Raw genomic sequence first — 24,697 nt, 5'->3', positions numbered from 1 at the left:
CTATACCGCGCGAACGCGCGGCGCGAGCTCAGGCGCCGCGCGAACCAGCGATCGACGGATCAGACCGCGATCGGCATCGGACGGAACTTCCGGTACCCGTGCAGGAAGTGGTAGAGCACGCCCGCGAGCAGCACAATCACGGCGAGAAGGCCGTACATGCCGTGGAAGCCCGTCAACGGGAGCAGTGAACCGAGCACGAGCGGACCGAACCCGATACCGGCGTCGAGCATGAGGAAGAAGGTCGAGGTCGTCACACCGATGCGGTGTCGCGGAGACATCGTCACCGCAATCGCCTGGGCGCACGGCATGAGGGCGCCGAACCCGAAACCGATGAACACCGCGGAGAACGCGAGGACCACGCCGTTGGGCGAATAGGCCAGCAGCGCGAGTCCGATGGCAAACGACAGCAGGGTTGGATAGACGACGGCGTTGTCTCCGTAGCGGTCCTGGATCCGGCCCATGAAGAGCCTCGAAATCAGGACGACGGCCGCGTAGATCAGGAAGAAGGCGCTGGCGGCGGCGACCATGTTCTCTGCCCGGGCAAAGGAGTTGAGGAACGCGATGATGCCCGAGTAACCGACGGCGGCCACGAACATGACAGCACCGATCGACATCGCGGCAGGCTCGAAGAGGTCGCGCGGGCGCATGCTCCACCGCGTTGCGGCGTGTTCCGGCGTCGGCGGTTGCTCCGGCAGCTTGAGGAACAGGGCAAGCACGAGTCCGATAGCCGCACACGCGGCGCAGACGGCGAACAGCGCTTCGTAGGTGGCGTACTCGACCAGAACCACGGCGAGGAACGGGCCGATGGCGGTCGCGAGTGTCATCGAAATGCCGAAGTAGCCGGTGCCCTCACTGCGTCGATGAGCGGGGATCAAGCCCATGACCGACGCCGAGACCGCGGTGCTCGCCGCGCCGAAAGCCATACCGTGAATGGTCCGGATGATCAGCAGCAAAACGAGGCTGTCAGCGGGAATGTACAGGATGCCGGCGATCACGTAGACGACCAGCGCGATAACCAGCATCCGTCGCCGACCGACGAAGTCGAGGAACTTACCGGCGAAGATCCGGGCGATGAGTGCACCGATGATGAAGGTGCTCGATGCGAGCCCCGACGCGGTGTCTGATGCGGAGAAGCGCTCGACGGCGTACAGCGCCATCGTCGTCATCAACAGGTAGAACACCATCGAGACGAAGAAGTTCACGAGCACCGCGAGAAGGAATCGGGGCGTCCACAATTTTGAGTTGGTGTCGATCACAGGTAAATCACTTTCATGTCCAGGGACTACGCACCACTGGAGATGACGAGCCAAAGGACGATTTTAGCGCTCAATCCTGAGGACGAAGTTCAGGGAACGCCGGGATGCCGCGGCGAGAGCGGCTGCGGCAGGGCCGTGAATCCCGAAACTGGCAGGTCGCTGAGTAGGAGGAATCCACAGGTGCTACCGCGTGTTGTTTGAGGTAGCGCACAAAGTCCGCCTCATTCTGCGGGCAAGCGCGCCGAAGGAGATCATGAGCAAAGTATTTGAAGAGATTGAGTCCCGAGAGGGCGAAATCGCGAAGTACCGTCGCCACAGCAACGGTCGCGGGTTCGTCGCATCAACGGCCAAAGTAGACCCGACCACATTCCTTGATGCAACCGCGTACGTCGAGCCCGGTGCCCAAATCGCCGGTCGCTGCTGGATCGGTGCGGGCAGCTGGATCGACCGTGACGCGGTACTGTCACCCGGTGTCTTTGTTGGCGCCAACGTGCACGTCGGCGCTGGTGCGATGATCGGAGTGGGCGCCGAGGTCGGCAGCCACTGCCGCATCGGAGCCAACGCGAAGATCGGCGCCGGGGCGCACATCACCCGAGACAGCACAATTGCAGCAAACGCCGTCGTCCCCAGCGGTCGTGGCGCAACGCGTGTGCCCGACCACATCACGCGCGCCGCGTAGCCCCCCCCCCCCAGACCCCCACCACCCATTCCCGAAACGGATGCCGCGAGCCGGCATCCGTTTTTTCGTGCCATCAGGAGAAAGTCACGCACCTCCAAAAGTTTGATTCGCTCCGGATGCTTCGTTGTTATCGTCGGAAATGCGCCCGACGCACGCGGGCGCCGCGACCGGGGGGAAAGCCATGAAGCACAATGACCGACTTCGACAGATCATCGTTCTCGTCAGCGCGATCATTGCGCTGATCGGGGGCTTCATCGGATCGGGAGCCGCTGGCGGTACGCCTATCGCCGAAGCGTCTGGCGGCGCACTGTCGGCGGATGCGACACCGGTCGCACCCGACGGACCGGCTTTCGGCATCTGGTCGGTGATCTACGCCGGGCTCCTGGCGTACGCGATCTGGCAACTGCTCCCCGCGCAGAAAACCGCGGAACGTCATCGCCGCCTCGGTTATCCGATCGCGTTGTCGCTCATCCTCAACGCGGCGTGGATCCTCAGCGTGCAGTTCGACGTGCTCTGGGCGAGCGTTCCGGTGATTGTGCTGCTGCTGATCGTGCTGATTGTGGCGTTCCGTATCACCCTCGCGAGTCGACCGGCCAATATCGTCGATGCCATTGTGACCGACGGCACCGTCGGGCTGTACCTCGGCTGGGTGACCATCGCGACGGTCGCCAACACGGCGGCGGTGCTCGCCGCCGCCGGATTCGACGGGTTCGGCCTCTCCCCCGATGTGTGGGGGGTCATTCTCATTGTCGTCGCCGGGATCATCGGTAGCGCGCTTGCCCTGTGCAGCAAGGGCCGCCTCGCGCCGACCGCAGCGCTCGGCTGGGGAATCGCCTGGGTGGCCGTCGGGCGCCTCGCTGGCGACTTTATCTCGCAGCCGACGGGCATCGCCGCGATTGTTGTGGTTGTGGTACTCGTTGTGGTCACCGTCGTCGCGCGGGTGCGTGCGCCGCGGCCGCTGCCCGAGCGAACTCGCTGACGGCTGCCTGACCGCGCCATCTGCCGCGGCATCCGCAGCGAAGTCACCCGCGGCGCTCGGTCCGTTCCGTCCGTCACCGCGGTTTCGGGCGGTGACTTGCCCGGCGCATCGCCAATACGACCGCGGACCCCACGATCGTCCTCCCGAAACTCCGCCGCCAACCCGGCGAGCCACCCGGTCCCCGGTCACCTGATCACCCGCGGTTCGCCGGTCCCTTCCGCCCGTCACCTGCCGTTCATCGGCCCGTTCCGCCCGCCACCACGGTTTCGGGCGGTAATTCGCGCGGCGCATCGCCAATACGAGCGCGGACCCCACGATTTTCCTCCCGAAACTGCGCCGCCGCACCGCCCGAGCAACCCAGCCCCCGGCACACGGCTACACGGGCAGGGCGACAGCCCGAGCTACCCGGATCGCCGCGACCACCCGGTGCCTCAGCGCGTTCGAGCGGTCAGCGAACGCCCGCTGCTCGCGCACGTACTCGGCCTTGCCCTCGGGCGTCTCGATCGCAACCGGATCCCCGGCCCACGGCGACACGTCGTACGGCGACGCGCGCATATCGAGCCAGCGGATGTCGCGGGCCAGGTCGAACGCGTCGAGCAGCACGTCGCCGGGCACGAGTGGCCCGAGCTTGGCCGCCCACTTGTAGACGTCCATGCCGGCGTGCAGGCAGCCGGGCTGTTCGAGCTCCGGCTGATTGTCGCGGGTCGGGCTGAGGCGGTTGAGCGGCACGGCATCCGGTGTGAAGAAGCGGAACGCGTCGAAGTGCGAACACCCGATGCGATGCGATTCGACGACCTCGTCGGTGCCGTTCTGCCCGAGCCGCAGCGGCACGTCGCGCCTGTGCGCCCCCTGCCGGTAGACCATCGCCCACTCGTGCAGTCCGAAGCAGCCGAACTGGCTCACCCTGGCCGCGGTTCGGGAGAGAAGCCGTTCGATGAAGTCGACAGTGGCGGACTTCGCCGCTAGAAAAGCCGCCGCGTCGACGTCGACCGCGCCGGCGGCATCCGTTCGATACCAGCGCCAGCCGGCTCGCTCGAACTCCCCCGCCTCGGCGAGCGTCACGCCAGCGCCCGGGTGCCACCGCCGCAGGTGGGCGGGTTTCACCGGGTAGTAGGTGAAGAGGAAGTCGTCGATCGGATGCTTCTCGCCACGTTGCACCCGCGCCCGCCAGTCGGCGGTGAGAGCATCAGCACGCTCGACGTGCGCCAGCTCGCGCGCCTGCCACTCGGCGCGTCCGAGCAGCGCGGCGGGGGCGGTGAGAGTATCGGGCACCCTCCGAGGGTAACTCGCCCGACCCCTCACCACGCCGCTGCCGGAGCAGGAACCTAGTTACCCGTGCTGAACGCGGCGTCGAAAGCGGCGTCCGGCGCGGGGAAGGCGAACTTCCGCACGAACTCGAGCGCCTCGGGAGCGCCGACCAGGCGATCCATCCCCGCGTCTTCCCACTCAACCGAGAGCGGGCCGTCGTAGCCGATCGCGTTCATCATGCGGAAGGCGTCTTCCCAAGGCACATCGCCGTGTCCGACCGAGATGAAGTCCCAGCCACGGCGCGGATCCGCCCACGGCAGGTGCGACGAGAGCCGCCCGTTGCGACCGTTGCCGAGGCGCTTCTTCGTGTCTTTGCAGTGCACGTGGTAGATCCGGTCCTGGAAGTCCCAGAGGAACGCGACGGGGTCGATGTCCTGCCAGACCATGTGCGACGGGTCCCAGTTGAGGCCGAACGCTTCACGGTGACCGATGGCATCCAGCGCCCGCACCGTCGTCCAGTAGTCGTACGCGATCTCCGACGGGTGCACTTCGTGCGCGAACCGCACGCCGACCTCGTCGAACACGTCGAGAATCGGGTTCCAGCGGTCGGCGAAGTCCTTATACCCGGCCTCGATCATCTCCTCCGACGCCGGCGGGAACATCGCGACGTACTTCCAGATCGCCGAGCCCGTGAAGCCCGTTACCGTCTTCACGCCGAGCTTCGCCGCGAGCCTCGCGGTGTTCTTGAGCTCCTCGGCAGCACGCTGCCGCACGCCCTCGGGGTCACCGTCGCCCCAGACGGCATCCGAAACGATGTCGCGGTGCCGCTGGTCGATGGGGTCGTCGCACACGACCTGCCCCTTGAGGTGGTTCGAGATCGTCCAGACCTTGAGGTTGTGCTTCTCCAGCAGCGCGAGCTTGCCAGCGACATACTCCTCGTCATCCCAGCGCGACGGGTCGAGGTGGTCGCCCCAACAGGCGATCTCGAGCCCGTCATAACCCCACTCTGAGGCGAGGCGCACGACCTCTTCAAACGGCAGGTCGGCCCACTGGCCGGTGAACAACGTGACAGGACGGGTCATGAATTTACTCCTTGGTCAATGCGATCGAGAGAACGGATGCTCGGGGCTCAGTCGTTGCCGGACGTCGCGACCCACGAGCTTCCGGACTCGGCGCTCTGCTCGACAGCCTCGAGCACCTGCTGCACCTGGAGCCCGTCGGCGAACGACGGTGTCGGCTGGCTGCCCTCAACGACGCTCACCACGAAGTCGCGGGCCTGGTGGCTGAAACCGTGCTCGTAACCGAGCATGTGGCCGGTGGGCCACCACGCTTCCATGTAGGGGTGCTGCGGTTCCGTGACGAGAATCCTCGTGAAGCCCTGGCGGTCGGCGGGCGCTGTTGCGTCATAGAAGCCGAGTTCGTTGAGGCTCTCGAGGTCGAACGAGATTGCACCCTTCGATCCGGAGACCTCGATCCTGAAGGCGTTCTTCCGCCCGGTCGACATCCGTGTCGCCTCGAACGAGCCGACGGCTCCCCCATCGAACTTGCCGGTGAACAGCGCGAGGTCGTCCACGGTGACATCACCGAGTTCATCGGATGCCGTTCCGGACAACCCGGACGCCTCGGCGAGAATGGGCCGCTGCTTGACGAACGTCTCGAGCATGCCGCTCACGCTTGTGAGCTTTTGCCCGGTGATGAACTGAGCCAGGTCGATGGCGTGAGCTCCGATGTCGCCGAGGGCGCCGGAACCGGCGAGGTGCTTCTGCAGGCGCCACGCGAGCGGAACCTCGGGGTCAACCAGCCAGTCCTGCAGGTAGTTCGCGCGAACCTGACGGACGTCGCCGATCGCACCGGATGCCACGAGGTCGCGGGCGAACGTCGCTGCGGGAACGCGTCGGTAGGTGAAGCCCACCATGGCGTAGACACCCTTGGCTGCGGCTTTCTCAGCGGCGTCGGCCATGGCCCTGGCCTCCTCGACGGTGTTCGCGAGAGGCTTCTCGCAGAGGACGTGCTTGCCCGCCTCGAGCGCCGCGATCGCAATGTCGACGTGCGAGTCGCCAGGGGTGACGATGTCGATCACGTCGATATCGTCGCGCGCGACAGCATCCCGCCAGTCCGTCGCCGTTTCGGCCCAGCCGAACTTCTCCGCGGCGGCCTTCGTCGCTTCCGCGTTGCGACCAACGAGTAACGTCATCTCCGGCTCGGCCGGCAGGTCGAAGAACCGCGGTGCGACCCTCCAGCCCTGTGAGTGGGCGGCTCCCATGAAGCCGTATCCGATCATGGCGATTCGAAGTGGTCGCTTGGCAGTGGTCACAGTGTCTCCGTCTGAGTATTCCGATCGAGGATCGACGGGGCTGTGCTGGCCGGGGCGGTCCTCGTCGACGCTGCCACGATAACAGAATCCACCGACGTGAAACGGGTTTCGTTGCGCTGCACGACATATCCCCAGTCCTCACGGACGCGAGTTCTGGGCCGGAAGCCCGGGGCCGGGGCGACCTGCGCGACGTCCCAATCAAGATCGCGGAGGCCGAAAGCATCCGTTGCGGTCGAAAACATCCGTTGCGCCGGGTGTTCTCGACCGGAACTGATGCTCTCGCGGGTCACGCGGGCTTCGTCGCCTTGCCATCGAGCCACAGCGTGTCGGACTCGTCGCTGTGGGCACCCGCTGTCCCGACAAATTTCGCGTCGATCTGCGGGCCCTTTTTAATCACGTGCACGAGTGCCATTCCATGCCCGCGACCGAGGCCGTAGTCGCCCTTCAGCCACTCGAGCACCTCGCCTGCCTTCGCGGACTCGCCGTCGAACCCTCTCTCCCGCGCGATCTCGACGAGCTGACGCGGCGTGAGCCCGGTCTTCTCCTCGATCGCATCGAGGTAAGCCTGAAATGACATCCGGTTCCCTTCGGTGACGCGACAACTCGGCCCTGTTCCCGCGCCGACTCGACCGATACGGTTGCCTCAGCAAAAAGTGCGGGAGTGCGGGGTTCGCCGCCGATGACAGGGATCCTAGCCACACCGCCCCGCGCTGCATAGGCCCACTGTGACCGTCGGAAGGTCCTGAATGACCCATCACCGCCCGGACCCGAGGAGCCAATCATGACGCCATCGAGCCGACTGGATCGATACGCGGAGATCGCCAAGGTGCTGAGCCGAAACGGCTTCGGCGCCCTTGCCGGTGGGCTCGGACTCGGGCGGTGGATCAGCAATGCGGATTCGGCGAGGGCCGAGAAGCGCAACCCAAGCGCCGAGCGCCTGCGCATGGCTCTCGAGGAACTCGGGCCGACCTTCATCAAGGTGGGCCAGCTGCTGTCGACCCGCGCCGACCTCCTGCCGCCGGACTACATCGCCGAGCTGTCCAAGCTGCAGTCGAGCGCGCCCCCCGTGGCGAGTGCCGTCGTGATGAACGTGATCGAGTCCGAGCTCGGTGCCCCGACCTCGGAACTGTTCGCGGAGTTCACCGAAGAACCCCTGGCCAGCGCGTCTATCGGCCAGGCTCACGCCGCAGTGCTGAAAGACGGCACACGCGTCGTCGTCAAAGTGCGGCGCCCTGGAGCCGTGGCCCAGGTTCACGAGGACCTCGAGGTTTTGACCAACCTGGCCAGCCAGGCCGAGGCGCGCTGGGAACTCGCCGCCGATTACGACCTGGTCGGACTCATTGACCAGTTCTCCGTGACGATCCGTGCCGAGCTCGACTATCTGACCGAGGCCAGGAACGCCGAACGGTTCGCCGAGAATTTCCGGGACAGCAGGATTCACATCCCCCGGGTCTTCTGGGAGACCACGACATCGAGGGTGCTGACGCTCGAGCGAATCACGGGAGTTCGGGTCGACGACCTGCCCGCGCTCGACGAGGCCGGCGTTGACCGCTCTGAGGTCATTACCCTCGCCGTCGACGCCGTCTGCCAGATGGTGTTCGTCGACGGTTTCTTCCACGCGGATCCCCACCCGGGTAACCTCTTCATCGAGACGGACGGCCGGATCGGGCTGATCGACTTCGGCATGGTCGGCTCCATCGACGAGAAGATGCGCGACCACCTCGTCTCCCTGTTCTCAGCGCTCCTCCAGGGCGATCCCGACCACATCGCCTCGGCGGTCCTCACCGTCACGTCGACATCGGCCCACGTGAACCGCCCGCACCTGCGCCGGGACTTTGCCCACTTCATGACCCTCTACTCGGGCAAGCAACTCGCCGAGCTCGAAATCGGTGCCATGGTCGCCGAACTCCTGGGCGTGCTGCGCCGCCACCGGCTGCAACTCGACCCCCAGCTCGTTCTGCTGCTGCGGATGCTCTCGATGATCGAGGGCATCGGCGTGCGCCTCGATCCCACCTTCCGGCTCAGCGTCGCCCTGCAGCCCTATGCGACGCGCTTTGCCGCCGAGCGGTTCTCGCCACGAGCGCTGGTGAGTCGAGCCTCGGAGATCGGCCGTCAGCTCGCGGCGCTCGGCGTGGAACTGCCGGAGAAGCTCCGGATGCTGTCGGATTCGATCGGGCCGGACGGCATCGAGATCCAGGTGCGCGCTGAGGGACTCGACCCGATCATGGGCCGGGTCGAGAAGATCGGCAACCGGCTCGTCGTCGCGATGATCGCCTCAGCGCTGATTCGGGGCATCGGCGAGTTCACCGTCTCGGGCGATTCCCGCTGGCGCGCCTGGAGCGAACCGCTCATGCGCGTCGGGATCGGATCCCTCGGCGCGCTCAGCGCCTACCTGGCCGTGTCGGCACGGCACCGCCGCAAACTGCGCTAGTGGCCATCCGCTCCCCCGGCGCACCGCCGCAGTGCCGCGATCCCGCACAAAGATGCAGGAACTGCACGATTCGCAGCCAACCCCAAGCATCCGGGCATACTCTCTGGCCATGAGCATCCGCGATATCCCCCTGACCACGATCTCCGGCGGCACCACCACCCTGGCTGAGCACAAGGACAAGGTGGTTGTTGTCGTCAACGTTGCGTCGAAGTGTGGCCTCGCGCCGCAGTACGACGTTCTCGAGGCCATGTACGAGAAGTATCGCGATCGCGGCTTCGTCGTTCTCGGCTTTCCGAGCAACCAGTTCTTCCAGGAGCCGGGCGAGGGCGAGGCCATCGAGGAGGCCTGCCGCATCAACCACGGCGTGACCTTCCCGATCATGCAGAAGATCAGGGTCAACGGCAAGGACGCCGCTCCGCTGTACAAAGAGCTGACCAAGACGCCGGATGCCAATGGCAAGGCTGGCAAGGTCAAGTGGAACTTTGAGAAATTCGTCATCACGCCCGATGACACCGTGTACCGGTTCCGGCCGACGACAGCGCCCGACTCCCCCGAGATCGTCTCGGTCATCGAGGGCGCACTCGCCCCAGCCGCCTGACGCTCAGGTTGGGCCGCATCGCCCTCCATATGATGAAGGAAACGTTCGTCTTGGAGGACATCATGAAGTGCCCAACTGACTCAACAACCCTCGTCATGAGCGAGCGAAGCGGCGTCGAGATCGACTACTGCCCCGAGTGCCGCGGCGTGTGGCTCGACCGGGGCGAGCTCGACAAGATCATCGATCGCGCCGAAGCCGAGATGACGAAGAGCGCGCCGGCGCCGGCCGCAGCGCCCCGCCCGCAGTACCAGGAGCAGCGCCAGCAGGTGCCGTTCTTCGGTGAGCGCGACAACGATCGTGACCGTGACCGCCGCTACGACGACGACCGCAACGGCTACCGGAAGTCCAGGAAGGAAAGCTGGATCGCCGACCTGTTCGGCTAGAAAAACTCGCGGTTGTCACGCCGCTTGACGTGACCGCCTGACAACGGATGCCGCCCTCACGACCTGAGGACGGCATCCGTTTGCGTCATGAGTACTGGTCAGCGCTTTCCGCGGGCGATCTCGGTGCCCAGGGCGTCGAGGTGCTGGGTCCAGAAGCCGCGGAAGTGCGCGAGCCACTCGTCGACGGCCTGGAGCGGCTCGGCGTCGACGGCGTAAATGCGCCGCCGACCGTCGGCTCGCACGGTGGTGAAGCCGTTCTCCCGCAGCACCTTGAGGTGTTGCGACACGGCGGGCTGGCTGATGCCGAACTCGGCGCTGATGATGTCGACGAGTTCGCCCGCCGGGCGTTCACTCTCGGCCAGCAGCTCGAGCAGTCGCCGCCTCACCGGGTCGCCGAGGATATCGAAGGCGTGCACTACCCGGTGACGTCCCCCGCGACGCCCTCCGCGGGATCCGGGCCGACCCCGGTGTAGGCAGCGAGGCAGCGTGCCGCCGCGGCATCGGCATCCGCTTTCTTCTCCCCCGCAGCGATGTTCGCCTCACGCCAGGCGTCATTGCTTCGCGTCATAAAGCGGATGCCATCGGGCGATTCCATCCACGCCATGGCCTCGGCGGGGTCCATGCTCGCGCCACTCGTGAGGTGGAGGGCCAGGCCGAGGAGCATCGAGTCCCAGCCGATGCCGACGGCGCCGGGCCCGAACTGCTTCCAGTCGGCGTCGTCGACGAGGGCGGTGTGCTCGACCTCGAGGGTCGCGGAGGTCTCGTCGCCGGTCAGCCGGGCGGTGACCCAGCTCACGTCGCCGCCGTACTCCCAGGTCACTTCGAGGGTGTGCGGCTCGGCGCACTCGAGAACCTCGCCGCCCGCATTGCCCTCGAGCTGGTAGTGGCCGCCGACTTTCAGGTCCCCCGTGATCGGCATGAGCCAGCGGTTGATGCGGTCGCCCGTCGTGACGGCGTTCCACAGGTCGGCCAGGCTCGTCGGGTAGGTCTGTGAGATGGTCACGACCCGTCCACTCTCACCGTCGACCTCGCGGCGGCTCAAGCGTCGTGTGACGGCGCCGATCTGGGCGGCCGTCGTCTCTGTGAGTTCCGAAGAGTTGATGTCCATGCGGCCCAACATATCAAGCGGGACTTATATATACAAGGGCGAGTCACCCCGCCGAGGGTAGCCGCAGGGGTATGCCGCAACTTCGGGCGGAAATACACAGGCCCCGGCCGCCCATTCGCGACAGACCCCACGATTCTCCTCCCGAAACACCGGGGCCGGGCCGGGCGCCGAGGCGGAGACAGCCGACGAGCGGTGCCACCCCGCAGAGGGTGCGCCGCAACTTCGGGCGGAAACGTGCCGGGGCCGGCCGCCCATTCGCGACAGACCCCGCGATTTTCCTCCCGAAACTCCCGGGGCCGGGCCCGAGGCGGAAACCGCCGAGGCCCAGGTGCCGCCCTACGCCCCCGCGAAGAACGCGCCAGCGGCGGCCGACAGCCCGAAGAGGTCGTCCACATGGGCGAGTTCGCGGGCCGAGTGCATCGACAGCAGCGGCACGCCAACGTCCACGACCCGAATCCCGAGCCGGGTCGCCGTCAGCGGCCCGATCGTCGATCCGCACGGCACAGTGTTGTTCGACACGAACTCCTGGTGCGGCACCCGGGCTGCGGCACACGCGCGCGTCCACAGCGCCGCACCGGCGGCATCCGTCGCGTATCGCTGGTTGGCGTTGATCTTGAGCAGCGGCCCCGAGCCCGCGACCGGGTGGTTGACCGGGTCGTGCTTCTCGGCGTAGTTCGGGTGCACCGAGTGGCCGGCGTCGGCAGAGAGGCACCATGACTCCGCGTAGGCACGCAGCCTGTCAGAAACGGATGCCCCGAGGCCCGCCCCGATCCGCGATAGAACGTCGTCGAGAAACGGTCCAGCCGCCCCGGACCGCGTCTCGGAACCGAGCTCCTCGTGGTCGAACGCCGCGAGAACGCTGATGTGCTCCGCCTCCGCAGGGGCACCGAGCAGCGCGACGAGTCCGGCGTACACCGACGAGAGGTTGTCCATGCGACCGGACGCGAACAGCGAATCGTTGAGGCCGAACCGGCGTGGCTCCTGCGTGTCGGCGGTGAGGATGTCGTAACCGGCGACATCCCAGCTCTCCACTCCCACGATGTGCGCGAGGTAACCGATGACATCCGCTGTGCTGACGTCGCCGACGCCGAAGACGGGGGTGGTGTGCCGCTGGCGGTCGAGGGTGAGCCCGGAGTTGGCGTCGCGGTCGAGGTGGATGGCGAGCTGCGGGATCCGCAGGAACGGCCCGGTTCGCACCAGGTATTCACGGCCCTCGCGGGTGACGATGCGCCCGGCAAGCTCAAGCTCGCGATCGAGCCACGAGTTGAGCAGCGGCCCGCCGTAGATCTCGACGCCGGCCTGAAGCCAGCCGTGTGCGCCGATCGTTGGCTTCGGTTTGAGCTTGAAACCTGGCGAGTCGGTGTGCGCCCCGAGAATCCGGAAGGGTGTCGTCGCAACGGATGCCGCCGGCTGGCGCCACGCGATCACAGCACCATCGCGGATGACGTACCGATTTCCCGCTCCGGTCGGCCATTCTTCCGATTCGTTCAGTCGCGAGAAACCCGCGACCTCGAGCCGTCGGGCCGTCTCGGCGGCCGCGTGGTACGACGACGGGCTCGCGGCGATGAACCGACCGAAGTCCTCGATATAGGTGGCGACGGAATCGGTATGGGCGTGCGCGTCAGTCATGGTCCCATCCAATCACGGGGCGTACGGGGCGGGCCGCCACTGGCGGCCCTACTGCGCGGTGAATCCACCATCGACCACGTACTGGGATCCCGTGACGAACGAGGCGTCATCGGAGAGCAGGAAGAGGGTGACGGCGGCGACTTCCGCGGCGAGACCCAGTCGCCCGAGCGGATGCCTGGCCACGAGGGCTGTGCGCACGGCGGGCGTCATTCCCTCCAGGAGAGGAGTGTCGATATAGCCGGGATGGATCGAGTTGATCCGGATGCCCTGGGCGGCACAGCCCAGCGCGGCCGCCCTGGTCATTCCGACGACACCGAGTTTCGCCGCGGCATCCGGGATCGCGTGGGGATCGCCCACCAGTCCGAGGATCGACGACGTATTGACGATGGCTCCCCCGCCGGCCGCGATCATCGCCGGCACCTGGAAGTGCATGCCGTAGAAGACGGAGTCGAGGTTGATCCGCATCAGGCTGCGGTATGCCGCTATGTCGATCTCGGCGACTGGCTCGGTCGGTCCCCAGATGCCGGCGTTGTTGACGGCCAGGTGAAGGGCGCCGTAGGTATCGACGGCTTTTTCCACCGCTGCTCTGACGTCGTCGGGATGCGACACGTCACCGGCAATGGCCACCGCCGTTCCGCCCGCGTGGGTGATTTCCTCAACGACCGACTGGGCGACCTCGTGACGGAGATCGTTGACAACGACGCTCGCGCCCTCGTCGGCGAGTGCCATCGCGATCGCCCTTCCGATTCCGGATCCGCCACCGGTGATGACGGCAATTTTGCCTGTGAATTTCTCGGCCACGATGTTTCTCCACCCCGCTGGGCACCCGAACGGCGAGCCCGTTCTATGGAGGGTTCAGACCACCACACGACCCCGGATTTGTCACCGGTCATTGGTCCCGGCCCGAGCCGGGCGGAGCCGAGGTGGAGCCGGGGTGGATGGTGCTGCGGGTGGCTGGTAATGCGGGGTGTGCGGTGCTGCGGGGTCAGGACTTCCGCAGCGCCACGAAATCCGGATGCCGCTTGAGGGCAGCTTCGCCGGCACTCCCCCACACGGCGAGCACGGCGATCGATTCGGCCTGCTCACAGATCACGAGCATCGGCGGGCGGTCCGCCAGGCGCAGCAGGACCGCACCCTGGACGAGGTGAACCGCGGTGATGCTCGCGTACTGCACGTCGACGAGACCGGTCGAGTCCCGGAGCAGGAACCGCCTGTCCGTTGCCGCAACGCTCACCTCTCGCGGAGCCTCCCACGCCCGGAGCGCGGCCCTCTCCCCCGGAACACCGTCGGAATCTCGGGAGAGCACCAGCGCCCTCGCTGTCGTCAGGAGCGTCCGCGTCGCCGGTGTGAGCTGGCGGTGGCTCGCGATGACTGCCGGCCTGGCGATGAAAACCGGCTCGGTGGCATCCGTCTGTATATCTGCAGCCTTTGTGGTTTGCGGCAGCAGTCCTTTCGAGAGCGACCACAGCAGGTCACCGGCCTGTTGGGCGCCGGTCGCTGGCGGTCGCGCCGCTTCGCGCGCCTCGAGGCGCCGGCTATGGATGGCACGGATGACGAAGAAGAGGCACACGGCCGGCACCAGAATCGCGAGGGCGAGCGACGACTCAGAGATGAACCAGCGAACCGTTGAGGCTGGGGCGTCGGATGACTCGGTGGCGATCCAGATCCAGCCGAAGCCGACGAGCGCGGCGAGGCCAATCACCAGGGGCACAAGTGGGCCATGTCGCCGTGTCACAGTCCTAATCTACGGCCTGCACCACCGCTCGGACACCAAGGGTTGAGGCACCGGTGCCGAAACCGCAACCCCTTGCATCCGGACTTGGCTAAGGCCTTGACTTGACGGACAGGCTAGGAGAGGAACAGCACAATGAGCACTCCAGAAGACAGGGACAGAACGGCGCGAGCCGCGGCGCATAACGACAACAGCTCGTCAGAGCCGCTCGCCGCTGTACCCGCTGAGTCACAGAAGTCGTACCGCGAAGACGTCGTCGCTCGCGAGAAGGAACGCTTCGGCGGAATGAAATTCGGCTCGGCATTTTTCGGTTGGCTGACCGCGACCGGACTCACCGTGATCCTGACGGCGCTGGTCGCAGCGATCGCCCTTGCCATTGCAGGCGGGGTCGACGACGTCGCGGACGACGCCATGAGCGCACAACTCGGGGGCGTTCTCGTCTCCGCGATAATCGCGCTCGTCATCCTGTTCATCGCGTACTACTGCGGTGGCTACGTTGCCGGCCGGATGGCACGGTTCGAGGGCGCGAAGCAGGGAATCGCCGTGTGGCTCTGGGCGCTCATCATCGCCATTGTCGTCGCCATTCTCGGCGCCGTTGCCGGGAACGAGTTCAACATTCTCGCCAACCTCGACGCATTCCCGCGGATCCCGACCAGCCCGGAAGAACTGACCGCCAGCGGAATCATCACGGCGCTTCTCGCGCTCGCTGTTTCCCTCGCCGGTGCTGTCCTCGGCGGACTTGCCGGTATGCGTTTCCACCGTCGCGTCGACCGGGCCGGACTCGGCCGCTAACCCTAGGGAGATCACATGCTTGATTCACGAGACGTCGGTGGCATCCAGGGCGCTCCCCTGTTCGGTGCCGACAACGAAAAGATCGGCAACATCGCACAGGTCTTCGTCGACCCGGAAACGGGCAGCCCCAACTGGGTCACGATCAAAACCGGCTTTCTCGGCCGTCATGAGTCATTCGTGCCGCTGGCAAACGCCACCTGGGATGGCGAAGTACTCAGGACGGAACTCGACAAGGAGACCGTGCTCGAAGCACCTCGCCTGAACGCCGATGAGGGGTTGAGCCCGCACAACGAGGAAGCGCTCAATCGATACTTCGGACTCAGCGATGTCGACAGCGACGGTGGAACCGCACGACCGCCGGAAGAATACCCCGAGCGAACCGAGCTGATGGAGCAGGCCGCCCAGCGCAAGCGGGAGGAAGAAGCCGTCGGCGCTGAGCGACGTGACGATACCGGCGCGAGCCACGACTCGTCGAACGGCACGACGCATGAACCCGTGCGGGAAACTACGTACGAACCGGTTCGAGACCACGAACCGGTGCAGAACCGCGAGCCGGTGCAGGACCGAGAGCGGGTTCAGGACAGGGATCAGGGCCGCGAGCCGGTTCAGAACAGCGAGAGCGAGCCTGTCCAGAACCAGGCTCCCGTGCAGAACCACGAGTCGCCGAACCAGGAACCGGTGCAGCATCAGACCCCGCTGCAGGGCACGACGCCGGTTCGGGCCGACCTTCGAGCGGATGCCGTCAGTTCAGACGGCGGTCAGCCGCGCGACACCGGAGTACCCGGAGCAGACGCCGCCGCAGACGGGGACACTCGCCGGAGCGGGCCACGACACGCGGCTCAGCGCGATAGCTCCCGGTAGATATAACGGAAACGGAATGTTATGAATCAAGAAGAATATGACGACTCTACCCTTGACCAGAACTCCGACCAGAAGCCCTCTGAGGGTGTCACAGAACAAGCAACGACGGATGCCGAGGCGCTCGCTCGTGATCGCAAGCGAGCCCTCGACGAGGAAGCCGTAGAAGCAGAGCACCTGGACTACTTCATGGCCCATGTTTCAGGCCAGGGCTGACGCGAGCAACCGCTGAACCCGCTAGCCGAACACGCCAGCTGAACGACAACCGCCTGAACGGCAAACTCACTGAAGGGCCGCGCTGATTCCCACGGGATCGGTGGCGGCCCTTTGGCGTGCCCGGCTTTGGTTCACCCGGTATCAAGGCAGGAGCGGCGAAGATGGCAGAATCGGCCTATGCCCACAAACCTCCTGTTCCTCGCGGACACCCACGTCCCCGCGAGAGCGAAGGAGCTTCCCGCTCAGGTCTGGGCCGCGGTCGATAATGCGGATGTTGTGTTCCACGCCGGCGACTGGATCACCGAACCACTCCTCGACCAGCTTGAGGAACGCGCGAACCGTTTGGTCGGGGTGTACGGCAACAACGACGGTGCGGGCCTTCGACGGCGGCTCCCCCTCGTCGCACGGACGGAAATCGACGGCATCCGTTTTGCCATGATTCACGAGACCGGGCAGGCCAGTGGCCGGGAAAAGCGGGCTGATCTGGAGTTTCCTGATGTCGACGTGCTGGTGTTCGGACACAGCCACATCCCGTGGGACACCACGAGTCCAAACGGACTCCGACTGATCAACCCGGGTTCACCCACCGACAGGCGTCGCCAGCCGGTCTGCACCTACCTCACTGCCGTCGCCGATGGCGGAGTTCTCAGAAACGTGGAGCTCGTTCCCGTCGCGCGGGACGCCCAGCCAGGCCAGGGGTAACTCGGGCGCAATTCGCAACCCCTTGAGTCGCTCCTGACAAGCGACCTAGCGTGGAAGGTCCCGACGACCGATTGGAGAATCATGAGCGACGCAACCCAGGGCACCAATGGCCATGGCGACGAGGACACCGAGATCAGTGGCGGGAGCCAGGCAACCGAGGGCGTGACCTCGGAAGGTGGCGTGTGGGGAGTTGGCGACCCCAAAGATGAAGAAGCACTCGCCAAGCAGACGGTAACCAACGACGCGGTCGCCGGAGAGCCGGTCGAGCAGGACGCAGCGTTCCTCGACGTTGACGAAGCAGACGTCGAGACCTCGACCTCTGACGTCGCGGGCGGCGAGGATGACTCCGAAAACGACCAGCACCTGTTCAGCAACACCCACGGTGAGGTCGAACCGGGCACGGACAACGAAGACACCACGGTTTCCCAGGTCACCGATGCTCTCGACAGCGACGCGTTGGCATCGAGCGAATCACCCGCCGTCGACGAGACCGGATCTGAGCGCTAGAGACGCCACACTCACTCGCGCAGTACTCGTTCGACCCGCTCCCGCACCGGGGGCGGGTCGAACTGCGTCAGGCGATGCTTCGTCAGGCCCAGCGTCGGCCCGGCGTCCTCACGGATGCCGCACCTACAATGAGTCGGGAAGGCTGGAGGGCCATTGGACGTCATTTCATTCGGCTCGATAGCGCTCGACGTCGTTCTCGTCATTGTTCTCCTCGGAGCATTGATCCAGGGTTACAGCCGCGGATTTTTCCGCATCCTCGGCGGAATCGCCGGCATGGTCGCCGGGGGAGTCGCGGCGTTTTTCCTCCTCCCACTCATCGCCACCTGGCTCCCTGAGTGGCGTGTTCTCGCATCCGTCTTCGCTGCGGTCCTGCTCATCAGCCTCGGATACACGGTGGGGATCGCGCTCGGAAACGTCATCGGGCAGCCACTGCACAAGACTCCACTGCGCCTCATCGAAAAGCTCGCTGGCGCACTGGCGAACACCTCGGTGGCGCTCATCGTCATCTCGCTGCTTGCGTTCAGCGCGCAGACGCTCGGCGCCCCGATCCTCAGCCAGTCGCTGGCATCGTCGACAGTGCTGAGGACGCTCGACTCGCTCATGCCGAAACCGGTCGAGTCCTTCCTGGCTCAGCTGCGCACCACGGTCATGAACGACGGCCTTCCGCGCGTGCTCGAGGCCGTCGGTGTGCCGTCAACCGCACCAGACCTGCCGGCGGTCACACTGGACTCTCCTGCACTGACGACCGCGGCGGCATCCGTCGTTCGAATCACCGGAAACGCGCCGTCGTGCGGCACCGGGCGGGTCGGCAGCGGCTTTGTCGTCGCCGACGATCGGGTCGTGACCAACGCACACGTACTCGCTGGCGTGACGGAACTCGTCGTTGAGGCACCCAACGAACTGCCCCGCTCGGGTCGCATCGTCTACTTCGACCCGGTCGATGACCTCGCGGTGATCGACGTCTCAGGCCTCGACGCGCCTCCACTGGCGATGTCGCCGACGCTCCCGGCCGGCGCAGAGGCTGCGGTGATGGGGTATCCGTTCGGCGGCCCGTTCACCGCCGGATCCGCCAGCGTTCTCGCGCAGGGCACCACCCTGGTCCCCGATATTTATGGGTCAAACCCCACACCGCGGCAGGTGTACACGCTCGCGGCCAACGTGCAGCAGGGCAATTCGGGCGGCCCATTGCTGTCGACTGACGGCTCTGTGGCCGGGGTCATTTTTGCAAAGTCGGACGCCACGGCGAACGTCGGTTATGCCCTCACGATGGAAGAGGCGCTTCCGGTGATCGCGCAGGCACCGTCACTCACGACCGCGGTCGGTTCCGGGGCCTGCACGCGCTAGCGCACCGCAGCCGTTATCGGGCACCTACCGGTGATCGCCCAGGCCGAGGCGCTGGACACCCGGAATGTACGAGGGGGCACGCACCCCCGCGCCGGTGAGGTTGTCGCACTTGACGAACTGAGTGCCAATTCTCTCGAGCGGGCACGCAGCCGTGAGCGACACAGAAACCACGGGCGATGACGGTAGCGGCCCCGGTTGCGCAGCGGCTCCCACGGACAGGGCCGCAGAGCCGATCCCGACGAGGAGCCCTCCAGCTGCCGCTGCGCCGGCGAGCGCAGAAAAACGCCGCCGTGTGAAACTTCCGTATGCCGAACGACTTTGTCTGGACATCAGTTCTCCTCGTGATGGTTCGACCACCTGACCTGAGTCGAGCATCCTCGGTGGCCGACCGAGCCGCATCGGTGGAGAACCCTCAGAAGGCGGCCATAACCCCTGAGATCGCGGGTCTCACCCCGACGCGTGCAACTCGACGGGTTTGGGTGAGAAAATGTCAGAGCCGCACTCGGTTACCGCCCGGATCGGTGCGAAAATGAAGCGATGGAGCCTCGAGAGGGCGTGCCAGACTCCGTTCTCGTCGGTCGCGACGCGGAACTGACCCTCCTCGGCGCGCTTTTCGCCGACGCAGCGGCTGGTCACGCGGCGACGCTCCTGATTTCGAGTGATCCCGGTGTGGGTAAGACGGCGCTCGTGCGATCGGTGACAGGGCTCGGGGGAGCGGCCACGGAACTCTACGGCACCTGCCTGCCGCTCACATCCCTCAGCGTCCCCTTCCTCGCCCTGCGCTCCGCCGTGCGCGATCTGGATCCCGGAGCCGGGCCCCCGCCGCCGCGATTGAGCGAAGCCACACCGAACGTACCGGAACTCGTCGACGCGTGGCTCAGCGAGCTGTGTGCGATCCGTCCCGTCGTCCTCACCGTCGACGATCTGCAGTGGGCGGATCAGAGCACCCTCGACGTCCTCATGTACCTCATCGCCGGAAGCCCCGATCGGCAACTCCTCATCCTCGGCACCGTTCGTGATGACGACTCGAACTTCAGGCTCCAGCGCTGGCTGGCTGACGTACGGCGGCTGCCCCGGATCACCGAACTCAGGCTTCCGCCGCTCGACCGCGTCTCGACGGGGGAGCAGGTGGCGGAGCTCCTGGGCGCGACGCCTCACCAGTCGTTGGTCGAGGAGGTCTTCGAACACACGCGAGGCAACGCCTACCTCACCCGTCTCGTCGTTGCGGGGCTGCCCGTCGATGCCCGTCACATCAGTGCCGACTTTCCGGACGATCTCCGCTCGGCCGTGCTGCAGTCCTGGCGTCGTCTCTCCGCCGATGCGCGCGGCTTGGCGCAGGTACTCGCCGTTCACGGGGGTCCGATCACCGCGGACGCACTTCAAGCCGTCTCCGGGGTCGCTGAAGTGCAGAGCCTCCTCGCAGAGGCCGTGGACACACACACCATCGACGCGGCGCCGAACGGCACCTACTGGTTTCATCACCCACTCATCGCGGAGGTCCTGGAGCGCTCCCTGACCCCCGATTCCCGCCGCCGATGGCACGCCCTCTTCGCCGACTACTACGAGCGTCAGCTCGCGAACGGCCCGCGCCCGATCGAAACCCTCGTCGCGGTTGCCGATCATCACGACCGTGCCGGGCACCTCGCCGAGGCCTTCGACTGGATGCTCAGTGCGGCGACCGAGGCTGGCGGGGCTGGTGGCCGTCCGGAGATGATGCGGCTGCTGACGCGGGCGGTAGCACTTCGTCCGCTGGTTCCGGATGCCCCTGGCACCGCCCGTGACCTCCTCGAGCGTCTCCGAGGCGCGGCCGAAGCTGCCGGGGCACATGAGGCGGAACTCGCGGCCATCGAGCAACTGCTCGATGAACCGGGACTCGCTCCACTGGACATCGCTGAGTTGATGGTCCGCCGCATGCACCTGCGGTTCTCCACCGGGCGCGGCTTCCTGCCGGTCACTGAAGCGCAAGCCGCCGTCGACCTGGCGAGCGTCGACAGGTCGAGTTGGCAGTACGCGCTCGCTCTCGCCGAACTCGCGCACGCCGAGCTGTGGGCGGGCGTCGCCGGCGCTGGCGCGAAGGCCGCAGACGCGCTGCAGCGAGCGATACAGCTCGGGCACCCGCGCGCCACGTCGTATGCACGGACAGCGATGTCCATGGCGGCCCTGGTCGACCAGCGCAACGACGACGCATTCGTTCACGCGACGCGAGGACTCGAGGCAGCCATCGACGCGGGGGACTGGTGGGCGTACGCCCACGCGGCCCTCTGGGAGGCGAACGCCGTCGAGATCTGGACGGCGCCCCGGTTCGCGGATCAGGTGGGCTCCCGACGGGAACAACTCGCGCGGCTGGGCGCGCCACACACCTACGTTGCGTTCCTCGCTGCGGCAGAATCCTCATCCAGGCTTGCGTTCGGTGACTGGACTGCGAGCCTCGACCGGCTGCGGCACGTCCTGGGCTCTGATCCAGGACCGGTCACGGATGCCAGCGCGAGGCTGACGGCCGCCCGCCTGGCCGCGTGGCAGGGAAACACCGCGGAAGCAGTGTCGCATATGAGTCGCGCAGACGAACTGTTTCTCCAGACGCACCGGTTTCTGGCGTTTGCGTTCGACGCGGTCAGGGCGGAGGTTGCCCTTGCTCACGGCGATAATCTCGCTGCATTTGCGGTCGCCATCGCGGGAGCGCGGTCGATCGGGCTCCCTCCGACAATGTGTGAGTGGTTGGTACCGCTCGCCGCGCGTGGCCTCGCCAATGAAATCGACGTGCGAAGGGACACGGCCCAGGGCACCGACGAACTACTGGATCGGGTCGCCGCGCTCGTCGAGGAATTCCCAGGAATCATTCGCGACGTCGGCGGACCGACACCCCTCTATGACCTGCAGTGCACGGCACTCGGCGCACTATATGCCGTAGAAATCGCGAGGGCGCGAGCACATTCCGATATTGGCATTCAATGGCTCGCTGTCGCCGATCAGTTCCGGGATGCCCTTTTGCCGTGGGAGGAGACCTACTGTTTATGGCGTGCCGGTGAGGCCCTGCTGACGCGGGGAGTCCACCATCGTGAGCGAGCAGCATCCGTTATTCGACGGGGGCTTCAGCTCAGTCAACGGCTCGGCGCGCGGCCACTGCACTCGCTGCTGCAGTCGCTGGCGGACACAGCGCGGATTCCGACGGCCGCCGTCGAGGAGTCGTCGGCGGTCGCGGATGCCGGATCACCGCTCTCCGGCCTGACCAGGCGGGAGAGGGAGATTCTCGATCACGTCGTCGCTGGGCGAACCTACGCCGAGATCGCGAGAGCGCTCATCATCAGCGAGAAGACGGTGAGCTCACACATCTCGAACCTGCTGCGCAAGACCGGGACCCTCAACCGCATCGACCTGGCGCGGCTGGCCACCCGCACCAGGGAGTGATCCGCCCCGGTGCGGGTCGCGAGCTTTGCGGGTCGCGAGGCTTAGCTGCCTGGAGGCCTAGAGGGCGCCTGCCGACTCGAACCACGGCGGGTGCGCAGCGACCTTGGCCTTATAGTCGGTGGACTCGAGCATGCCCTTGACGGCTTCGCGCACGGACACCGTGGCGACACCGATGACGGAAATGGCATCGAACGGAACACTGGTTTCGACGAGGACTTCTGCCTCGAGGATCGCTCCGGACTCTTCCTCTGTCCGCAGCTTGCGCAGCATCCGTTCGGCGCTGTCCTTGGTCGATTCCAGGCGGGTGACGGCGCCGGCGGCGTCGCCGTCAGTGACGACGATGTTGGAGTATCCGGGTTCGCTAACGTCGCGGACCTTCTTGATCGAGCTCACGAGGACGACGAAGTCGTTGACGGCGGAACCGCGGGCTTCGCTCGACAGGCGCGGGTCGGCGGCATCCGATCGGAGGCTTTCCCACAGGCTGGCGTTCGGGCTCAGGAAGAACGGGACGTAATCGGCGACGGTCGCGGTGCCGCCCCGCGAAACCAGGGTTGCGCGGCGCTTCTCGCGGTTCTCGGCCGACGAGATGTCGACGCGGGGGTCTGCCGAGACTGAGTCGGCGAGCAGAACGCCGGCGGCCAGCATCTTCTCGAGGTTGGAGATGTGCGTCACGTGATAGATGCGCAGCTCTTCGATGTCGATCGCGGAGACCGCTGCGGCCTTGGAGCCGGCCGTTGGGGCGGTACGCAGGCTGGTGGTGCGTGGTCGTGGTGCGCGCTTCGGAGGGGCGACGACCTTGGGTGCTGGTGGGGCTTTGGGGAAGCAGGTGGCACATGCTCCGTTTTCGAAGCCGTGCTTACATTCGTTGCTCAAGGCAAACCTTTCAGGAAAACGTGGCCTGCGCAGAGCGCCAGAGCGGGGGACTCGGTGCCACCTCTCTACGTTACGGGGTTTAGCTGGGCAATCGAACCCGACGCTGAACTCGGGGGTGGGTGGGGCGGGATCGGCCGCGGGTCGGGTCGCGCGATCAGGCGGCGGACGGATACCGCTGCCACGCGAAAACACCCGTTCCGGTCGAGATCACCCGGTACAACGGATGTTTTCGACCGGAACGGGTGTTCTCGGCGAGGAGGGAGCGGCGCAGCTCAGCTGCCACTCAGCCAGCGCTCAGGCTCGGCGCACTGCCGGTTTGGCTGGTTGGCGGGCTGCACCCTCGGCCCCCTGGCGGGACTTAGGCGCCGGCGAGTGCCGATTCCTGTGCGTCTTCGCCCTGAGCGTCACCGAGGCGCGGGTAGTCGGTGTACCCGAGAGCACCCTCGCCGTAGAACGTGCCCGGGTTGGGCTGGTTCTCCGGGTGCTCTCCCTGCCAGCGGGCGACGAGGTCCGGGTTCGCGATGGCCATGCGGCCGATGGCGACGGCATCCGCGTGTGACGAATCGATGAGCGCAATCGCCTCATCGCGTGTCGTCACCGTGCCGAAGCCGCTGTTTGCGATGAGCTTGCCGCCGAAACGGGTGCGAAGGCCCTGCACGAGCTCGCCCGTCGGTTCGTTGTGCAGCACGCTGAGGTACGCGAGCCCGAGTGGCTTGAGGCCGTCCATGAGCGCGCCGTAGGTCGCGGCAACGTCTGCCTGGTCGGTCTCGAGTGCGTCCTGGATGTTGTGCGACGGAGAGATACGGATGCCTACGCGGCCTGCGCCGACGGCATCCGCTACCGCTGTGGTCACTTCGAGAACGAAGGCGGCGCGGTTCTCGGGGGATCCGCCGAATGCGTCGTCGCGCTGGTTGGAGGCGGGGGAGAGGAACTCGTGGAGGAGGTATCCGTTGGCGGAGTGCACCTCGACACCGTCGAAGCCGGCCTCGATCGCGCGAACTGCGGCGGCGACAAACTCGTCGCGGACGGTGGTGAGCTCGTCGGCGGTCAACGCGTGGGGGACAGGGAACGGGGCTTTGCCCTGAGGGGTGCGCACCTCGCCGTTGATCGCGATGGCGCTCGGGGCGACGATGCGATCGGTGCGGGTGATCGCGGTGTGGCTGACGCGTCCACCGTGCATGAGCTGCATGACCATGCGTCCGCCCTCGGCGTGGACAGCGTCGGTCACCGTGCGCCAGGCGGCGACCTGGGCGTCGGTGACGATGCCCGGCTGGCCCCAGAATGCGCGTGACTCTTCGCTCGTATAAACGCCCTCGGAGATGATGAGGCCGAGGGTGGCTCTCTGCGCGTAGTGTTCGACGACCAGGTCACCAGGGACACCGTCTTCGCCGGATCGAACCCGGGTCAGTGGTGCCATCACAATGCGGTTGGCGAGGTGGAGATCTCCGAGCGAAACGGGCGAGAACAAGTCCATAGAGTGAGAGCCTTTCGTTGTGGCCCGCCGGTGCGAGGCCTTCTAGGGCCAACGGGGTCCCGGCGGCGCCTATTCCTGCGGCGGGGGAGTCGGGCGTGTCGATGCTGGATGACGGCCGGGCACGCGGCATCCGTTCAACCGACGCAAATGCACCCCTCGACGGCCGAAA

At 66.3% G+C, this 24,697-nt stretch carries 24 protein-coding genes; 12 read left to right on the top strand and 12 right to left on the bottom strand.

Annotated elements, in window-relative coordinates; genetic code table 11:
• Nucleotides 1–59 precede the first annotated feature (59 nt).
• Nucleotides 60–1,256: an MFS transporter gene (locus AC1C2M_RS12930; protein WP_495436916.1), complete on the bottom strand. Its 1,197-nt coding sequence runs from the start codon at nucleotides 1,254–1,256 to the stop codon at nucleotides 60–62.
• Between the two features lie 253 nt (nucleotides 1,257–1,509).
• Here AC1C2M_RS12930 and AC1C2M_RS12925 point away from each other — a divergent pair, with 253 nt between their 5' ends.
• Nucleotides 1,510–1,935, top strand: a complete 426-nt coding sequence (locus AC1C2M_RS12925; RefSeq protein WP_483406427.1) for a DapH/DapD/GlmU-related protein — start codon at nucleotides 1,510–1,512, stop codon at nucleotides 1,933–1,935.
• 181 nt (nucleotides 1,936–2,116) lie between these two features.
• On the top strand, nucleotides 2,117–2,914 hold the full coding sequence (locus AC1C2M_RS12920) for a TspO-related membrane protein (protein ID WP_495436914.1): 798 nt from the start codon (nucleotides 2,117–2,119) through the stop codon (nucleotides 2,912–2,914).
• 375 nt (nucleotides 2,915–3,289) lie between these two features.
• On the opposite strand, the gene AC1C2M_RS12915 is transcribed toward AC1C2M_RS12920, so the two are convergent.
• The 4 genes from AC1C2M_RS12915 to AC1C2M_RS12900 form a co-directional block, all read right to left on the bottom strand.
• Entirely contained in the window at nucleotides 3,290–4,186 is an 897-nt protein-coding gene (locus tag AC1C2M_RS12915; RefSeq protein ID WP_495436912.1) for a 3-methyladenine DNA glycosylase, read from the bottom strand.
• 53 nt (nucleotides 4,187–4,239) lie between these two features.
• Complete coding sequence (locus AC1C2M_RS12910) at nucleotides 4,240–5,244, bottom strand: sugar phosphate isomerase/epimerase family protein (protein ID WP_483406430.1); 1,005 nt, start codon at nucleotides 5,242–5,244, stop codon at nucleotides 4,240–4,242.
• A 47-nt stretch (nucleotides 5,245–5,291) separates the two neighbouring features.
• Nucleotides 5,292–6,443: a Gfo/Idh/MocA family protein gene (locus tag AC1C2M_RS12905; protein WP_495437556.1), complete on the bottom strand. Its 1,152-nt coding sequence runs from the start codon at nucleotides 6,441–6,443 to the stop codon at nucleotides 5,292–5,294.
• A gap of 319 nt (nucleotides 6,444–6,762) precedes the next feature.
• The gene (locus AC1C2M_RS12900) at nucleotides 6,763–7,053 is read right to left on the bottom strand and encodes a DUF4287 domain-containing protein (protein WP_495436911.1); all 291 of its coding nucleotides are present in this window, start codon (nucleotides 7,051–7,053) and stop codon (nucleotides 6,763–6,765) included.
• Between the two features lie 204 nt (nucleotides 7,054–7,257).
• Between AC1C2M_RS12900 and AC1C2M_RS12895 the strand changes: the two genes are divergently transcribed.
• From AC1C2M_RS12895 to AC1C2M_RS12885, 3 genes are all read left to right on the top strand, one after another.
• Nucleotides 7,258–8,907, top strand: coding sequence for an ABC1 kinase family protein (locus AC1C2M_RS12895; protein WP_495436909.1), 1,650 nt, complete (start codon nucleotides 7,258–7,260; stop codon nucleotides 8,905–8,907).
• A 109-nt stretch (nucleotides 8,908–9,016) separates the two neighbouring features.
• Nucleotides 9,017–9,505, top strand: coding sequence for a glutathione peroxidase (locus tag AC1C2M_RS12890; protein WP_495436907.1), 489 nt, complete (start codon nucleotides 9,017–9,019; stop codon nucleotides 9,503–9,505).
• Nucleotides 9,506–9,567: 62 nt separating this feature from the next.
• Complete coding sequence (locus tag AC1C2M_RS12885; protein ID WP_495433293.1) at nucleotides 9,568–9,888, top strand: TFIIB-type zinc ribbon-containing protein; 321 nt, start codon at nucleotides 9,568–9,570, stop codon at nucleotides 9,886–9,888.
• Between the two features lie 98 nt (nucleotides 9,889–9,986).
• On the opposite strand, the gene AC1C2M_RS12880 is transcribed toward AC1C2M_RS12885, so the two are convergent.
• The 5 genes from AC1C2M_RS12880 to AC1C2M_RS12860 form a co-directional block, all read right to left on the bottom strand.
• Nucleotides 9,987–10,304, bottom strand: coding sequence for an ArsR/SmtB family transcription factor (locus AC1C2M_RS12880; RefSeq protein WP_495436905.1), 318 nt, complete (start codon nucleotides 10,302–10,304; stop codon nucleotides 9,987–9,989).
• On the bottom strand, nucleotides 10,304–10,996 hold the full coding sequence (locus tag AC1C2M_RS12875) for an SRPBCC family protein (protein WP_495436904.1): 693 nt from the start codon (nucleotides 10,994–10,996) through the stop codon (nucleotides 10,304–10,306). The genes AC1C2M_RS12880 and AC1C2M_RS12875 overlap by 1 nt, the downstream gene beginning before the upstream one ends.
• 336 nt (nucleotides 10,997–11,332) lie before the next feature.
• Nucleotides 11,333–12,625 (bottom strand): M18 family aminopeptidase, encoded by a 1,293-nt coding sequence (locus tag AC1C2M_RS12870; RefSeq protein WP_495436902.1) that lies wholly within the window; start codon nucleotides 12,623–12,625, stop codon nucleotides 11,333–11,335.
• Between the two features lie 48 nt (nucleotides 12,626–12,673).
• Nucleotides 12,674–13,429, bottom strand: coding sequence for an SDR family NAD(P)-dependent oxidoreductase (locus AC1C2M_RS12865; RefSeq protein ID WP_483406717.1), 756 nt, complete (start codon nucleotides 13,427–13,429; stop codon nucleotides 12,674–12,676).
• A gap of 181 nt (nucleotides 13,430–13,610) precedes the next feature.
• Entirely contained in the window at nucleotides 13,611–14,360 is a 750-nt protein-coding gene (locus AC1C2M_RS12860) for a hypothetical protein (protein ID WP_495436901.1), read from the bottom strand.
• A gap of 132 nt (nucleotides 14,361–14,492) precedes the next feature.
• Here AC1C2M_RS12860 and AC1C2M_RS12855 point away from each other — a divergent pair, with 132 nt between their 5' ends.
• From AC1C2M_RS12855 to AC1C2M_RS12825, 7 genes are all read left to right on the top strand, one after another.
• The gene (locus AC1C2M_RS12855) at nucleotides 14,493–15,149 is read left to right on the top strand and encodes a hypothetical protein (RefSeq protein ID WP_483406445.1); all 657 of its coding nucleotides are present in this window, start codon (nucleotides 14,493–14,495) and stop codon (nucleotides 15,147–15,149) included.
• A gap of 15 nt (nucleotides 15,150–15,164) precedes the next feature.
• The gene (locus AC1C2M_RS12850; protein ID WP_495436899.1) at nucleotides 15,165–16,010 is read left to right on the top strand and encodes a PRC-barrel domain-containing protein; all 846 of its coding nucleotides are present in this window, start codon (nucleotides 15,165–15,167) and stop codon (nucleotides 16,008–16,010) included.
• 21 nt (nucleotides 16,011–16,031) lie between these two features.
• Nucleotides 16,032–16,223, top strand: coding sequence for a hypothetical protein (locus AC1C2M_RS12845; RefSeq protein WP_495436897.1), 192 nt, complete (start codon nucleotides 16,032–16,034; stop codon nucleotides 16,221–16,223).
• Between the two features lie 177 nt (nucleotides 16,224–16,400).
• Nucleotides 16,401–16,925 (top strand): metallophosphoesterase family protein, encoded by a 525-nt coding sequence (locus AC1C2M_RS12840; protein WP_495436895.1) that lies wholly within the window; start codon nucleotides 16,401–16,403, stop codon nucleotides 16,923–16,925.
• An 81-nt stretch (nucleotides 16,926–17,006) separates the two neighbouring features.
• A complete protein-coding gene (locus AC1C2M_RS12835) occupies nucleotides 17,007–17,432 on the top strand; it encodes a hypothetical protein (protein ID WP_495436893.1) in 426 nt (141 codons plus the stop codon).
• Between the two features lie 153 nt (nucleotides 17,433–17,585).
• Nucleotides 17,586–18,776, top strand: coding sequence for a MarP family serine protease (locus AC1C2M_RS12830; RefSeq protein WP_495436891.1), 1,191 nt, complete (start codon nucleotides 17,586–17,588; stop codon nucleotides 18,774–18,776).
• A gap of 537 nt (nucleotides 18,777–19,313) precedes the next feature.
• A complete protein-coding gene (locus AC1C2M_RS12825) occupies nucleotides 19,314–22,181 on the top strand; it encodes a helix-turn-helix transcriptional regulator (RefSeq protein WP_495436889.1) in 2,868 nt (955 codons plus the stop codon).
• 57 nt (nucleotides 22,182–22,238) lie between these two features.
• On the opposite strand, the gene AC1C2M_RS12820 is transcribed toward AC1C2M_RS12825, so the two are convergent.
• Nucleotides 22,239–23,054: a DarT ssDNA thymidine ADP-ribosyltransferase family protein gene (locus AC1C2M_RS12820; protein WP_495436887.1), complete on the bottom strand. Its 816-nt coding sequence runs from the start codon at nucleotides 23,052–23,054 to the stop codon at nucleotides 22,239–22,241.
• Between the two features lie 358 nt (nucleotides 23,055–23,412).
• Nucleotides 23,413–24,528 (bottom strand): alkene reductase, encoded by a 1,116-nt coding sequence (locus AC1C2M_RS12815; protein ID WP_495436886.1) that lies wholly within the window; start codon nucleotides 24,526–24,528, stop codon nucleotides 23,413–23,415.
• Nucleotides 24,529–24,697 lie beyond the last annotated feature (169 nt).

The organism is Mycetocola sp. Y444 (assembly GCF_059445295.1).
Note: the sequence above shows the minus strand (reverse complement) of the source record. Positions and strands in the feature narration are given on the sequence as shown.

Coding starts and splice junctions, on each gene's coding strand:
- AC1C2M_RS12925 (WP_483406427.1), top strand. CDS start 1,510: ATGAGCAAAGTATTTGAAGAGATTGAGTCCCGAGAGGGCGAAATCGCG.
- AC1C2M_RS12920 (WP_495436914.1), top strand. CDS start 2,117: ATGAAGCACAATGACCGACTTCGACAGATCATCGTTCTCGTCAGCGCG.
- AC1C2M_RS12910 (WP_483406430.1), bottom strand. CDS start 5,244: ATGACCCGTCCTGTCACGTTGTTCACCGGCCAGTGGGCCGACCTGCCG.
- AC1C2M_RS12905 (WP_495437556.1), bottom strand. CDS start 6,443: ATGATCGGATACGGCTTCATGGGAGCCGCCCACTCACAGGGCTGGAGG.
- AC1C2M_RS12900 (WP_495436911.1), bottom strand. CDS start 7,053: ATGTCATTTCAGGCTTACCTCGATGCGATCGAGGAGAAGACCGGGCTC.
- AC1C2M_RS12895 (WP_495436909.1), top strand. CDS start 7,258: ATGACGCCATCGAGCCGACTGGATCGATACGCGGAGATCGCCAAGGTG.
- AC1C2M_RS12890 (WP_495436907.1), top strand. CDS start 9,017: ATGAGCATCCGCGATATCCCCCTGACCACGATCTCCGGCGGCACCACC.
- AC1C2M_RS12885 (WP_495433293.1), top strand. CDS start 9,568: ATGAAGTGCCCAACTGACTCAACAACCCTCGTCATGAGCGAGCGAAGC.
- AC1C2M_RS12875 (WP_495436904.1), bottom strand. CDS start 10,996: ATGGACATCAACTCTTCGGAACTCACAGAGACGACGGCCGCCCAGATC.
- AC1C2M_RS12870 (WP_495436902.1), bottom strand. CDS start 12,625: ATGACTGACGCGCACGCCCATACCGATTCCGTCGCCACCTATATCGAG.
- AC1C2M_RS12855 (WP_483406445.1), top strand. CDS start 14,493: ATGAGCACTCCAGAAGACAGGGACAGAACGGCGCGAGCCGCGGCGCAT.
- AC1C2M_RS12850 (WP_495436899.1), top strand. CDS start 15,165: ATGCTTGATTCACGAGACGTCGGTGGCATCCAGGGCGCTCCCCTGTTC.
- AC1C2M_RS12845 (WP_495436897.1), top strand. CDS start 16,032: ATGAATCAAGAAGAATATGACGACTCTACCCTTGACCAGAACTCCGAC.
- AC1C2M_RS12840 (WP_495436895.1), top strand. CDS start 16,401: ATGCCCACAAACCTCCTGTTCCTCGCGGACACCCACGTCCCCGCGAGA.
- AC1C2M_RS12835 (WP_495436893.1), top strand. CDS start 17,007: ATGAGCGACGCAACCCAGGGCACCAATGGCCATGGCGACGAGGACACC.
- AC1C2M_RS12825 (WP_495436889.1), top strand. CDS start 19,314: ATGGAGCCTCGAGAGGGCGTGCCAGACTCCGTTCTCGTCGGTCGCGAC.
- AC1C2M_RS12815 (WP_495436886.1), bottom strand. CDS start 24,528: ATGGACTTGTTCTCGCCCGTTTCGCTCGGAGATCTCCACCTCGCCAAC.